Raw genomic sequence first — 13,078 nt, 5'->3', positions numbered from 1 at the left:
TGACGGTGTCGAGTGGTGATTAACCACTCGACAGGCAAACTGATCGTGCTAGAATGTAAAAAAAACTTTACGACCCACTATGCGATTAGAAATCATCTGTCAGGATCGACTGGGCATCGCTCAAGACGTGCTCGACATCCTCGTTGAACATGAAATAGATTTGCGTGGTATTGAAATTGATGCCGTCGGAAAGATCTATTTAAATTTTCCTAATATTGAGTTTGATGATTTTCAGCATTTAATGCCTAAAATTCGTCGTATAGAAGGTATAGAGGACGTCAAGACCACTGCGTTTATGCCAATTGAGCGCGAGAAACATCAGCTCCGTGCTATTTTGAAAACCTTACCTGACCCAGTGTTCTCAATCGACCGCAAAGCCATCATTAGCCAAGTCAACGCGGCAACGTTATCGGGGGTGCAGCTAGATCCCGCCGATGTGTTAGGTAAAGATATTGCTGATTTTGTTAAAGGCTTTAATTTTCAGCGTTGGCTGGATGGCAAGCAAGTACTGGCTCAAGCCCACAAACTGAAGTTTGCAGACCAAGACTACCTCGGTGATATTTTACCTATTTATATTTTTGATGCTGAAGATGCTCAGATATTGGCGGGTGCTGTCGTGATGCTCAAATCTGAGCTTCGATTAGGGCAGCAACTCAGTGCGTTCAACCAGCCTCGAACACCACGGTTTGAGGGGATTGTGAGTCAGTCAGTTGCGATGCGCAGAACACTCAAACATGCGCGCCTGTGTGCAGCGTCAGACGAACCTATGTTGTTGGTTGGCGAACGCGGCAGTGGCAAACAAACACTCGCCAGAGCTTGCCATCATTCGAGTGCACGCAGTTCAGACGAGTTTTTGTGCTTTAGCGGCGCCGGCCTGTCTGAAGAACAAATAGAACTGGCTTTATTCGGTGCCACGGCAGAGCATTTAAATGCACCCGAGGGGCAAACCGGGCTGATCGAATTAGCCAGTAATGGCTCGCTATACATCACTGAAATCGCGGATATACCAATGAGTGTACAATCTCGGTTGGTGCGCTGTGTGACTGACAAAACCTTTTCGCGATTGGGCGACGCTCGCTTTGTGCCGACCAACGTACGGTTAATTTGCGCAACCAATGTCGACTTGCATGCGGCCATTGCTGCACAGCAATTTCGAGATGATTTGTATTATCGATTGCAGGCGATGACCGTCACCATTCCACCGTTGCGTGAACGCAAAGCTGACATCGCTATTTTGGTTGATGCACTGCTTAAGCAACAATGTATTAAACAAGGCAGGGCGCTGGTGCGAGTGGATAAAGCGGCACTGGATTACTTGCAGAACTACCCATGGCCGGGAAATGTGGCGCAACTCGAGAATACGCTTTCTCGCGCATTGGCGATGGTTGAAGGTGATGAGCTAACCCGAGATATTCTGCAACTGCCAACCAATGCCACCACGGTGAGTTTCGTAGATGAAGATTTCGAAGGGAGCTTGGACGAAGAAGTGAAAAAGTTTGAAAAAGACTTATTGGAACGTCTTTATCCGTTCTATCCCAGTACGCGGCAGTTGGCCAAAAAGCTGGGTCTCAGTCACACCGCGATCGCTAATAAATTGCGCGATTACGGTATTAATCGAGCATCAATCAAGTCGTAATTTTCTGCACGTTAAGTGCGTTATCAGGATGAGTTTATGAGTTTACATTTATTAGGTTACTGGCGGTCATCGGCAACTTACCGCGTACGCATCGCCCTGAACCTCAAGCAATTAGAGTATAAATATTCACCTATCCATCTGGTCAATAATGGTGGTGAGCAGAATGCCGAAGACTATCGACGGCGTAATCCAGCGGGCTTAGTACCCTGCCTAATTGACGACGATGAAGATTTCACCCTGAACCAGTCAATGAGTATTATTGAGTTTCTGGATGAAAAATACCCATCCGACATTCATTTCTTGCCCAAACATGCGTTGGAGAGGGCTAGGGTAAGGGGACTGGCTCAGGATATTGCTTGTGATGTGCAACCCCTTGCAAATCTACGCGTGCTTCAATCGCTGGAGTCGTTCGGCTGCTCACCGGACAGTAAGCCGCGCTGGGCCAAACATTGGATAGAAAAAGGGTTTTCCGCGCTTGAAAAACGGCTGCAGACCCGAGCGGGCAAATTTTGCTTCGGCTTTGATTTAACCATGGCAGATATTGTGTTAGTTCCGCAGGTTTACAATGCCGAGCGATTCGGCGTCGATATGACGCAATACCCGCTGATTGGTAAAATTCATAAAAATTGCAACCGCATTGAGGCGTTTCAAAGAGCCCATCCCGATAACCAACCGGATGCACAGTAGTTACAACCGGGTTACTGGTTTTTAATCGGTAGCTCGGTGGTATTTTTAACCTGCTTCAACGCAAACGTAGAACTCAGATGATCAACCAGAGGAAGGTGGGTTAATTTCGATTTAAGTAGATGCTCATACTCTTCAATGCTCTCAACAATAACCTTAAGTAAATAATCGCGATCGCCACTGGTGGTGTGGCATTCAACAATTTCATCAATTCCCTGTACCGCACGTTCAAAGTCATTGAGTGACTCGCCGTCATGATTTTTTAATGTGACAAAAATAAAAACTGACACGCCGAGATTGAGTTTTTTCCCATCCAGTATGGTGACTTTGCGTTTGATTATGCCATCGGCTTCCATGCGTTTAACGCGACGCCAACAAGGCGTATGAGATAGACCCACCCGTTGACTTAGGTCTGCCATCGAGACAGTGGCATCTTGCTGCATTACACGAAGTATCTCGCGATCAAACTTGTCTAGTTTCATGATGATGTGCCGCGGACAGCGTTGTGCTGGAGCCGTTAAGAGAGTTGTTAAAATTATAGGACAATTATCCTACTAACAGTGTTGAGCTTGCAACCGAAATTCAGCCACTTTGCTTATCCACTCGATAAAAGGCAAGGCACGTCCTCTGAAACATCCAGTACCATGCGTGTCTACTCAGTCCAACAATAAGAGAGTCCAACGTGAGTGTATTTGATCACAAAGAATTTGATAACCATGAACGTGTGTCTTTTTGGCACGACAAAGCGTCCGGCTTGCAAGCCATTATTGCCGTTCATGACACTCACCTTGGGCCAGCGCTGGGGGGATGCCGCATGTGGCCTTATAGCTCAAGTGCGGAGGCATTGACTGACGTTTTACGCCTTTCCAAAGGGATGACCTACAAAAACGCCATGGCAGAATTGCCATTGGGGGGCGGTAAGTCAGTGATCATTGGTGATCCACGCCAAATCAAAACACCGGCCATGATGGAGTCGATGGGGCGCTTTGTCGATTCGTTGGGTGGCAGCTACTTTACTGCAGAAGATTCGGGCATTAGCGTTGATGATTTGCACTCGATGGCGAAACAGTCAAAGTACATCGCGGGAATTAATGCTAAATACCGCTACGACGGCCAGCCATCGGACGGAAATCCAGCGCCTTCGACCGCTTACGGAGTGTTCGTTGGTATTCAGGCCGCAGTTCGCCATGCATTTTCTTCAGACCTTAACGGCTTAACTGTGGCCATCCAAGGGCTAGGGCATGTAGGTTATCGCCTTGCCGAGCATTTACACAAGGCTGGCGCGAAGTTAGTGGTAGCGGACATTTATCGTGATAATACCGCGCGCGTCGAACAGGCGTTTGGCGCAACTGTGGTGCCAGCAGAAGAAATCACTACCTATCCTGCGGATGTTCTTGCACCCTGTGCAATGGGCGCAACCATCAGTGAAGAGTCAGTTAACATGATCCAAGCCAAGGTGATTGCAGGCGCAGCAAACAATCAATTGAGCACCGAGCTTATCGGCGAGCAATTGTTGGATCGTGGCGTTTTGTATGCACCCGACTATGTCATCAATGCCGGCGGCGTGATTGATATTTATCATCAACGTTTTGATTCCAACCCAGACGACTTGAAAGCGCATATCGAGCGCATCGGAGATAATCTAAGCGCGATATTTACGCGCAGTGCGAATGAGAAAATGGCAACCAACCGAGTGGCAAATCTAATTGCTGAAGAGCGATTCAAACACAATTAGTCTAGGGGCGGTTACAGCGGTTGCAATCCCCTGAGCAAATAGGGATAATGCGCGCCGCTGTTACCTACAGCGTTTTTCAATGGTAGGCACTTGGTCCTCCCGCAATGATACTTTGTGAACCCGGTCAGGCCCGGAAGGGAGCAGCCGCAGCAAACGACTCATGTGCCGGGATGTGGCTAGGTGCTTGCCACCAATTCCAGCGTTTCACACGGTTTTCATACCTTCATCGGGGCTCGTCCTGATCAAGGAATGCTATCGCTTTTTCAATCGCATTCGCGACATTCATTTCCATTTGCTGCCGCTCACTTTGCGGGAGATAAAACGCCATATCAACTTCATAGCGTATATAGCGTGGTGGCACTTGATTTAACGCTAAGCAACACAAATCGGCCAGATAATCAGACGGTTTGGTTTTGTTTAGCCCCAGTTTATCAATGCGCTCTAACACCAATTGTTCATAAAAATTGTGAATGTCGTCGTCAAGTTTCATGGCAATGTTCTCCTGCGCAATGTAAGCACTGCGACTGTGTATTGGATCAAGTTCCTGTGTTTATACGTCTTACCCAATCAATGATCAAACCCTATCTTTAGCGCGCACTGAAAAGTGCTAAACTAGGGGCGTTTACTCATCAAGGTAGAAATAATGAAAAATAACATTCCGCCCGTTTACTACGGTGACTATCTTCAATTGGATAAAATTCTGGGCGCACAGCAATTGCAAAGTCAGAAATACGCGACGGCCGCGCACGATGAAACACTCTTCATTATTGTGCATCAAGTCTACGAACTCTGGTTCAAGCAAATTCTGCATGAATTAAACAGTATTATTTCAGTTTTTTCGCACGAACGCGTTGATGATCGTGATTTAACGACGGTTGTACATCGCTTGCGCCGCATTACCCAAATTCAGCAAATTATGAATGACCAGATAAGTGTGATGGAAACCATGACGCCACAGGAATTTTTAGCCTTCCGGGACTATCTGGTGCCGGCGTCGGGTTTTCAAAGCATTCAGTTTAAGCAATTGGAGATTTCGCTGGGATTGAAGCGTGAATACAGAATCGATTTTGATCAGGAGTCATTCTATACCCGATTAACCGCAGCAGATCGACAATACTTAACTGATTTAGAGAGTAAAGCGAGTTTGTTTGAGTTAGTCGATAAATGGCTTGCGAGAATGCCGCTGCTTGAGATTGACGGTTTTTCATTTTGGTCGCTGTACAAGCAAGTGACTGACGACTATCTCGCCGATGACGAAAAAACCATTGCAGAGAACAGCACATTAACCGCAGAACAACGAAAAAAAGAACTTGAAGCGCTGCGCCAAACTCAGGAAAAGTTTGATGCTCTTCTCAACACAGATAAGTATCAGTCGCTGCTTGACCAAGGCCAGTTTCGTCTCAGTCAGAAAGCAATGTTGTCTGCGTTATTTATTAAGCAATATTCGCAAGAGCCGATATTCAATTTGCCGTTCCAATTGATTACGCTGCTCACCGAAGTTGATGAAAAAATGACCATTTGGCGGCATCGCCACGCCATGATGGTTCATCGCATGTTAGGCGGCAAAATTGGTACTGGCGGTTCGGCCGGTCACCAGTATTTGCACCGCACAACCCAAGCGAATCGGGTGTTTGTAGACTTCTTCGATATGGCTACCTTCTTGTTACCAAAGCATTTATTACCGAAACTTCCTGACAACGTCACACGCTATCTCGAATTTCATTTGTATCAAGCGGCTAAACAGCCTGTGTAAACATTGCTTTACATGGAAAAAATATTTCAAAAAAAAATAATGAACTTTTCTAAATCCCCGTGTAAACGCAGTTGACCGCGCACGGATGATATGGTTATTATCGGCGTGAGGTTCACTGCCTTACTAATAAAAAACCGCGTAAAACGGTTACAACAATCACTAAATTTATAGTGGTCCAGGGAGACAATACATGTTTACAAACTCAAAGCTGGCACAGTCAGTAAAGTTGGCTTGTGCATTCGGCGCAGTTTCAACGCTTGGTTTCGCAGCTCCAGCATTCGCTCAAGAAGAGGGTGCCTCAGTTGAGAAAATTTCAGTAACAGGTTCACGCATCAAGCGCGCTGACATCGAAGGTGCAAACCCGGTTTCAGTACTTGACGCGATCGAAATTGAACGCTTCGGTATCACTTCGATTGGTGACGTACTTCAGGCAATTCCTTCTGCTGGTTCAGCAATCAACACCAACAACAACAACGGTGGTGACGGTACGACTACAATCAACATCCGTGGTTTGGGTTCTAACCGTACATTGGTTTTGGTTAACGGCAAGCGCTGGTCTCCAGGCCTAGGCGGTTCAGTTGACTTGAACAACATCCCATCGTCTATCATTGAGCGTATCGAAGTATTGAAAGACGGTGCTTCTGCGGTTTACGGTTCTGACGCGGTTGCCGGTGTTGTTAACATCATCACTAAACAAGATTTCGACGGTCTTCACGCCAGTGCTTACATGGGTGAGTACCTGAGCGAAGGCGACAAAAACTCTGAGTCGTATGACATCGGTTTCGGTGCATCTAACGATAAAGGTAATATTTACTTCAACGTTTCTTACGTAGAAGAAGAGCCTACATTCGCAGGCGATCGTGACATCTCTGCAACACCTGTATTCGGAACTCCACAAGGCTTTGGTGGCTCTTCTGCTCCACCTGAAGGTCGTTTCGCATTTTACGATGACAATGGTGATTTCCAGAGCTTATTCGGTGACGGCAACGGTGGTTTGATCCCTTGGGATAACGTAGGCAGCCGCTTTAACTTTGCCCCGTTTAACTATTTATCGACCCCTCAAGAGCGTATTAACCTTTATTCACAAGGTCGTTATGAGTTATCTGACAATGTGACAGCAACAGCCACTGCATTCTACGGTAACCGTAAATCTGCGCAGGCTCTAGCACCTACACCACTTTTCATTGGTACAGCGTTCGGTGACTCAGGTTTCACTATTGGTGCAAATAACCCGTTCAACCCGTTAGGTTACGCGTTGTCTACGGATGTGGGCGTTGGCGAACCTGGCCGTCTGTTCCTATTAGGTCGCCGTATGTTTGAAGCGGGCTTCCGTCAGTTTAACCAAAACGTGGACCAGTTCCAGTTTAACGGTGGTTTTGAAGGTGTATTTGAATTTGCTGACCGTGAGTTCTACTGGGATGTCGGTTATACCTATGCTGATATTACCAACAACGAACTAACTACAGGTCTGTTAAACACTGACCGTGTTGCTGCTGCATTGTCTGATGCCTGTGTGACTGACGAATCTTGTGTACCTCTAGATCTTTTCAATGGCTCTACCGGTATTGGTGAAGGTTCAATTACCCAAGAAATGTTGGATTACATCACTTTCACTGCACAAGATGCTTCAAGCACTGGTCTTGAGAGCTATCAGGCGAACGTCACTGGTGAAGTGATGGAGTTGCCTGCTGGTTTCCTAGCGTTTGCCGCGGGTTACGAGAAACGCTGGCAGTCAGGTTTTGATCAGCCAGATGCCTTGATTGCAGCTGGTATTACTTCGGGTAACGCTCGCCAACCAACTTCTGGTTCATTTAGTGTTGAAGAGTTCTACCTAGAATTAGCCGTTCCATTAATTGCTGATGTAGATTTTGTTGAAGCGTTAGATTTAGAACTAGCGACTCGTTACTCTGATTACAGCAACTTCGGTGACACAACCAACAGTAAAATTGGTTTGAAATGGCGTGTTAATGAGCAGTTAATGCTTCGTGGTACGTGGTCAGAAGCGTTCCGTGCACCGTCAATCATTGAATTGTTCCGTGGTAACGCAGACAGCTTCCCTGGTTTGGTAGACCCTTGTAATGGCTCTAACCCAGACCGTGGCAGCCTGCCAGGCTGTGCTGGTATCCCTGCGTCTTACGAGCAGCCTAACTCGCAAATTCGTATCACCGTGGGTGGTAACCCGGATCTTCAAGCGGAAGAAGCGGAAAGCTTTACTTACGGTATCGTATATAGCCCAGAGTGGTTGGAAGGTGCATCATTAACGTTCGATATGTTTGACATCGAAATTGACGGTGCAGTTTCAACAGTGGGTGCGCAGAACATCCTTGATGCCTGTGCGGGCGACGGCGTAACCTTATGTTCACTTATCGAACGTGGTCCAGCGGGTAACGTTGTAGACTTGTTTAATGGCGCGGTGAACTTAGGTGGTCAGGAAACGTCAGGTTTCGATATGGAATTTGCGTACAACTTCGAAACTGACTTCGGTGACTTTAAATTCCGCGTTGATGGTACTTACATCGATGAGCGTAATACGATTGTTATCGACCCTGTGTCAGGTGAGGCAACGACGTTCAAAGAAGCAGGTCGTGCGTTCGACCGTGATGTGGTTCCACGCATCCGTGCCAACATCAGCTTGAACTGGGTGATGGGCGACTGGACAGCTAACTACTTGATTCGTCATATCGGCGAAACAACAGAAAACTGTGCAATCGGTACTGCGAACGGCGTCGATTTGAACGAAGTGTTGTGTAGCAACCCGAATGAAGGCCCAGATGGTTCAGATCTGAACGTATTGAGCGCGATGGGTTACCACGATGTTTCAGTAGGTTACTTCATTAACGATAACCTACGCGTAACAGCGGGTATCAACAACCTGTTGGATCAAGATCCACCAGTGTCGTTCTCTACCTTTGCGAACAGCTTCGACCCGTCTATGTACGAAGTACCTGGACAGTTCGGTTACGTTCGATTCAGCATGAACTTCTAAGAATATCTTAGTAGACTAAAGCCTCTCTTCGGAGAGGCTTTTTTTTATGTGCAAATTGAGTGTGTTATGACGGGTGAATCTCTTTTTCAACAAGCGCTAGACTGTTTTGGTCAGCGCAATACACAGGGTGCTATAGGTCATTTAGAGCAAGCTGCTGAGTTAGGCCACTTAGAGGCGACACTCTTTCTTGCCGAGCAATACTTTAGAAATGATCCAGAGTCAGCATTTGATTTCCTGCGCCGCCAGTCTGAGGCGGGTGTTGTAGGTGCTTTGCATCGCCTTGTCACGTTACAGGTATTCTTCCATCGTGGCGAACTTCGATTAGAAGATGTCGTCGACCTCCATCATGAGGTCATTCATGGTCATGTTGAGAGTATGGCAATCATGCTGGATATCATGTGGCAATTGCCGCTTTATCCTGTGTATGCAAATTATTTGCTCGACGCTGCTCCCGACCTTGCGGCGGAATTCGCTGTTGCCGGTGCGGCAGAGAACGGTGATGCTGACCTTGAACCACTGTTTAAAGACGCTGTTGCGTCGTTTAATCAGCGGTTTAGCAAAAAGCCCAACATGATGTGTGATGATGAACGTATCGTTATTTACAGCCAAGCCGTCTCACCCGTTGCGTGTTCATATATTACGCAAGCGCTAAGCAAACACTTGGCTCCATCACGGGTGCTCGACCCCGTAAGTGGTGAGAGCATTCAACACAGTGTTCGCACCAGTGATGTTGTTCTTGTTACCCCAGATTTGATCAATTGGTTTATCCTGTACCTCGATAAATTGACAGAGTCATTAGCGGGCGTTTCCGCAGCGCGTGGTGAGCCGTTTAGCCTACTACGCTATGTCGAAGGGCAGGAATACAAGCCACATTATGACGCTATCATCGGCGAAGGGCCCCAATTTAAAACGTTCCTGCAAGATGGTGGGCAGCGCGTTAAGACCGCCATCTATTACCTTTCCGATCAGTACGAAGGCGGTGAAACGATTTTCCCTAAACGAAAGTTACGTTTAAAAGCGTCGAAAGGTGATATTTTAGTGTTTGATAATTTGGCTCATGATGGTAGTGTGTTGCGTGATTCCTATCATGCTGGAAATCCAGTTACGGCAGGGAGTAAGTGGGTTCTCACAAAATGGATCCGAGAGTCGACAACGCACTACGGGGACGTTGTCTATCCTAACAGGGGTTAAATTATGAAGTATATTTTTTTGGTAGTCGGTTTATTGGCATTAGCGGGATGTAACAGCACCGACACTGCATCCTCATCGTCTAGCAGTGAGCAGAATGTTGCTGCGATTGATAAGGACGATGGTGTCATTTGCAAAATGGAGCGTCGCACAGGGTCCAACATGATGACGCGCGTATGCCGCACTGCTGAAGAGCGAGCTGCGCAAGAAGAGGCGGGTCGTGAAGGCTTGCGTCGCTTGCAGCGCGGTGGTGTGACATCAGGAGCCGATGGCGAATAAGTCGGTTTTCCCTACTGATTGTGTGATTTAAAGCGCCCGAAAGGGCGTTTTTACGTTTAGTGAGTAACATGTCGTTAAGTTCTTTTGAAAGTGCGGTAATACGGGCGTTAAACGCGCAAGATTATGCCGCAGCGCTAGATTCCTATAATAGTTGGTATGACGCTGTCATTTCCCGAGGCGAATCAGTCAACTTAGTGTGGCGGTCGCAGCATAAAGCCAATGCCGCAAATCTCTCGCGCAAGGCGCTTTATGATTCACTTGGCAGTGTTGTCCATTGTTCAACGCGCTTAAAAAAAGCGGTAGACATGTTCGTCGGTTTAACACCCAAAGTTTTCGCGCTGGCCAACCAGCAACCGAGTTTTTTTTATGTGCCGGATCTGACTGCTCAACCTTTTTGGCCGGTTGAGTTGCTATCAGGATTGGGAACCCTTGCTGACAATCTCGCAGCATCATTGTTAGGGCACTTTGAGCATTCAAGTACTGAAAGTTATTTGACTCGATTCGACAATATACCTCAACAAGATGACTGGCAAAAACTATACACTGATTGGCAGTCGGTACAGTTAATGATAGGTGGTGAAGCTCAGCCGATACTCAAGACGCTGCCCAGCACGTTTTCTTCTTTTTTAGATGATCCATTAATAGCTCAGTGTCCACCGTTTGCCCCAGAAGCTTTTGTATCGACGCTCGTGCCGAAGGCTGTTATCCCGCCTCATTATGGACTGACAAATATCAAACTAACGCTTCATGTGGCGTTAAACGTTAACCCCAACGCCAGCCTCACAGCGGGTGGGCAGGTTTTTCATTGGCATGACGGCTGCTCAGCCATGGTGTTTGATGACTCATTCTTACACAGTGCGAAAAACGAGGGTGAAGTGCCTCGCAGCGTGTTAATCCTCGATATCTGGCATCCTGACTTAACGCTCGGTGAACGAAACGCCCTAGCGAGGTTTTTTGATGTCCATCATCAATGGAAGCAAGGCGTCGGGCGTTTGTCTGGTTTAGATAAGGGGCTGTAGATGAATCCGTCGTTATTGACACAACAACTCATGCAAGCATATCGCGGCAAGCAATATGAGCAGGTGATCCAGCTATTTTCTCAGCACACAAACCTGGCCACCTGTGATCCAGGCAGTGGCCTGTGCTTTCTTGGCGCATTACGCTTCACAGGACGTGTCGAAAAAGCACAGACTGGCTATGTGAAGCTACTGCGGCGCTTTCCGAATGCGCCGCCCATCTTGAATAGCTACGGCAATGCTTTAGTGGATAATGGCGATACATCATTGGCGATACGGCAATTTAAGCAAGCGTTGAGGATAGATGCTAATTTCGTTGACGCTCTGATTAACTTAGGGCGGGTTCAGGCGATACAGAAACAGTACGAGTTGGCACTGAAAAGCTACCAAAATGCAGATCGTATAAAGCCAAACAACATGCTGATCAGGCTCGGTATTGCAGACGCAATGCGAGAGCTCGGCAACAATCAACGAGCGTTGGCAATCTATTCTGAGCTGCTCCAGCAACCATCCGGCTTGCAAAATCCACGCTTGGTGCTGAATATGGTCAAGTCATATCGTGTGCAACAAGACTACCCTGCAGCCATCACATTGTTAACGTCGGCCATCGCGGTACAGCCTGGGAATGCTGAACTCCATTCTACTGTTGCTGCAATGTACGCTTTGGTTAAATCGTTTGAACAGTCGCGCCAACATTATTTAAGCGCACTCGAGTTGGCTCCGGATAATATCAATGTTCACGTTGAATATGCGCATTTCGCGTGGCAACAGAATGATGCTGAGGCTTTTACGCCATTAGTGAATGCACTGCACGCTCAAGAGCACCATCAAGCGCTGTGGCAAGCAGCGCTTAATCTTCTTCTAAATGCAGAACAATATGAGCTGGTCAGGCCGCTGACTGAGAAGGCACGTTCACTTTTTCCTCAGTCGTCTCCCATGTACCTGTACAGCGCTCGATTGGCACGCTTGTCGGGCAATCTCAAAGAAGCTCAAGCGTATATCGAACAGGCTATGCAAAGAGAGGGTAAGCCGTCATCGTCGGTAATTGAGAATGAGCGGGGCTACATTGCCTTGGCCTCATCGGATGGCAAGCATGCGGAAACAATTTACCGACGATTAATTCAACGTGAACCTGACAACCAAGGCTGGTGGACACTCCTATCCACGGCCATAAAACTGCAAAATAAGCATGAAGATTATGTTCGGCTATGTGACTATCGGCAGGTGTTTTGCGCCTCAATCGTCAATGACAGACCGACAGACTTTTTACCGGCTTTAGTGGCAAAGCTGGACGAACTTCACAGTGACACTCAGCATCCCATTGGTCAATCATTGCGCAATGGCTCGCAGACGTTCGAAGACATATTCGATGACCCTGACCCGACCATCCAATCATTAAAAGATTGGATATCGGCTACGGCGACCGCGTTTGTGGCAGCGCAACAGCGCGATAAGAAACATCCGTTTCTTGTACACGCCCAAAAGCAGCCAAGGTATACTGGCTCATGGTCGGTTAACCTGCGTTGTGGCGGTTTTCATACCTCACACTTTCATCCTCAAGGGTGGTTGAGTGGCGTCTTTTACGTTGATGTACCGAGCGCCGTTGATGAAGGGGGAGAAGGGTGGTTGCAGTTTGGCCGACCAGAGATTGAACAATTATCGCTGGATGCGGATTACGCGATAAAACCCCAAGCCGGTATGTTGGCGCTTTTCCCCTCGTTTATGTGGCATGGCACACGAGCCTTCACTCAACAGGGGCGGCGCCTCACGATTGCGTTTGATATGATACCGTCGAAATAGC

11 protein-coding genes and 1 other RNA gene are annotated in these 13,078 nt (G+C 47.4%); 10 read left to right on the top strand and 2 right to left on the bottom strand.

Annotated features, from left to right (window positions below; all coding sequences use genetic code 11):
* Positions 1 to 79 precede the first annotated feature (79 nt).
* Together KIU71_RS00450 and maiA are read left to right on the top strand one after the other, a co-directional pair.
* A complete protein-coding gene (locus KIU71_RS00450) occupies positions 80 to 1,636 on the top strand; it encodes a sigma 54-interacting transcriptional regulator (RefSeq protein WP_214129123.1) in 1,557 nt (518 codons plus the stop codon).
* A gap of 36 nt (positions 1,637 to 1,672) precedes the next feature.
* On the top strand, positions 1,673 to 2,323 hold the full coding sequence (gene maiA, locus KIU71_RS00445; RefSeq protein WP_214129122.1) for a maleylacetoacetate isomerase: 651 nt from the start codon (positions 1,673 to 1,675) through the stop codon (positions 2,321 to 2,323).
* 11 nt (positions 2,324 to 2,334) lie between these two features.
* Here maiA and KIU71_RS00440 read toward each other — a convergent pair whose 3' ends face one another.
* Complete coding sequence (locus KIU71_RS00440; protein ID WP_214129120.1) at positions 2,335 to 2,802, bottom strand: Lrp/AsnC family transcriptional regulator; 468 nt, start codon at positions 2,800 to 2,802, stop codon at positions 2,335 to 2,337.
* Positions 2,803 to 3,002: 200 nt separating this feature from the next.
* On the opposite strand from KIU71_RS00440, the gene KIU71_RS00435 reads away from it, so the two are divergent.
* Positions 3,003 to 4,055 carry a Glu/Leu/Phe/Val dehydrogenase dimerization domain-containing protein gene (locus tag KIU71_RS00435; RefSeq protein WP_214129119.1) on the top strand — a complete coding sequence of 351 codons (1,053 nt, stop codon included), beginning with the start codon at positions 3,003 to 3,005 and terminating at the stop codon, positions 4,053 to 4,055.
* An 88-nt stretch (positions 4,056 to 4,143) separates the two neighbouring features.
* Positions 4,144 to 4,240: signal recognition particle sRNA small type (ffs, locus tag KIU71_RS00430), an RNA gene on the top strand.
* A gap of 38 nt (positions 4,241 to 4,278) precedes the next feature.
* Here ffs and KIU71_RS00425 read toward each other — a convergent pair.
* Complete coding sequence (locus KIU71_RS00425) at positions 4,279 to 4,545, bottom strand: late competence development ComFB family protein (protein ID WP_214129118.1); 267 nt, start codon at positions 4,543 to 4,545, stop codon at positions 4,279 to 4,281.
* A 153-nt stretch (positions 4,546 to 4,698) separates the two neighbouring features.
* Here KIU71_RS00425 and KIU71_RS00420 point away from each other — a divergent pair, with 153 nt between their 5' ends.
* The 6 genes from KIU71_RS00420 to KIU71_RS00395 all read left to right on the top strand — a co-directional run bounded on the left by KIU71_RS00420 (position 4,699) and on the right by KIU71_RS00395 (position 13,077).
* Entirely contained in the window at positions 4,699 to 5,808 is a 1,110-nt protein-coding gene (locus KIU71_RS00420; RefSeq protein ID WP_214129117.1) for a tryptophan 2,3-dioxygenase family protein, read from the top strand.
* A 190-nt stretch (positions 5,809 to 5,998) separates the two neighbouring features.
* On the top strand, positions 5,999 to 8,794 hold the full coding sequence (locus KIU71_RS00415; RefSeq protein WP_214129116.1) for a TonB-dependent receptor: 2,796 nt from the start codon (positions 5,999 to 6,001) through the stop codon (positions 8,792 to 8,794).
* A gap of 66 nt (positions 8,795 to 8,860) precedes the next feature.
* Positions 8,861 to 9,985, top strand: coding sequence for a prolyl hydroxylase family protein (locus KIU71_RS00410; RefSeq protein ID WP_214129114.1), 1,125 nt, complete (start codon positions 8,861 to 8,863; stop codon positions 9,983 to 9,985).
* Between the two features lie 3 nt (positions 9,986 to 9,988).
* Entirely contained in the window at positions 9,989 to 10,261 is a 273-nt protein-coding gene (locus KIU71_RS00405; RefSeq protein ID WP_214129113.1) for a hypothetical protein, read from the top strand.
* A 68-nt stretch (positions 10,262 to 10,329) separates the two neighbouring features.
* Positions 10,330 to 11,280 (top strand): aspartyl/asparaginyl beta-hydroxylase domain-containing protein, encoded by a 951-nt coding sequence (locus KIU71_RS00400; protein ID WP_214129112.1) that lies wholly within the window; start codon positions 10,330 to 10,332, stop codon positions 11,278 to 11,280.
* Positions 11,281 to 13,077 carry a putative 2OG-Fe(II) oxygenase gene (locus KIU71_RS00395; RefSeq protein WP_214129111.1) on the top strand — a complete coding sequence of 599 codons (1,797 nt, stop codon included), beginning with the start codon at positions 11,281 to 11,283 and terminating at the stop codon, positions 13,075 to 13,077.
* The last annotated feature ends 1 nt before the right edge of the window (position 13,078 follow it).

The sequence above is a fragment of the Alteromonas oceanisediminis genome (assembly GCF_018474025.1).
GTDB lineage: Bacteria > Pseudomonadota > Gammaproteobacteria > Enterobacterales > Alteromonadaceae > Alteromonas_E > Alteromonas_E oceanisediminis.
This window is presented reverse-complemented; position numbering and strand designations above follow the sequence as displayed.

Bases quoted from the DNA above. Each gene is read 5' to 3' on its own strand.
- KIU71_RS00450 (WP_214129123.1), top strand. From the start codon at position 80: ATGCGATTAGAAATCATCTGTCAGGATCGACTGGGCATCGCTCAAGAC.
- maiA (WP_214129122.1), top strand. From the start codon at position 1,673: ATGAGTTTACATTTATTAGGTTACTGGCGGTCATCGGCAACTTACCGC.
- KIU71_RS00440 (WP_214129120.1), bottom strand. From the start codon at position 2,802: ATGAAACTAGACAAGTTTGATCGCGAGATACTTCGTGTAATGCAGCAA.
- KIU71_RS00425 (WP_214129118.1), bottom strand. From the start codon at position 4,545: ATGAAACTTGACGACGACATTCACAATTTTTATGAACAATTGGTGTTA.
- KIU71_RS00420 (WP_214129117.1), top strand. From the start codon at position 4,699: ATGAAAAATAACATTCCGCCCGTTTACTACGGTGACTATCTTCAATTG.
- KIU71_RS00415 (WP_214129116.1), top strand. From the start codon at position 5,999: ATGTTTACAAACTCAAAGCTGGCACAGTCAGTAAAGTTGGCTTGTGCA.
- KIU71_RS00410 (WP_214129114.1), top strand. From the start codon at position 8,861: ATGACGGGTGAATCTCTTTTTCAACAAGCGCTAGACTGTTTTGGTCAG.
- KIU71_RS00405 (WP_214129113.1), top strand. From the start codon at position 9,989: ATGAAGTATATTTTTTTGGTAGTCGGTTTATTGGCATTAGCGGGATGT.
- KIU71_RS00400 (WP_214129112.1), top strand. From the start codon at position 10,330: ATGTCGTTAAGTTCTTTTGAAAGTGCGGTAATACGGGCGTTAAACGCG.
- KIU71_RS00395 (WP_214129111.1), top strand. From the start codon at position 11,281: ATGAATCCGTCGTTATTGACACAACAACTCATGCAAGCATATCGCGGC.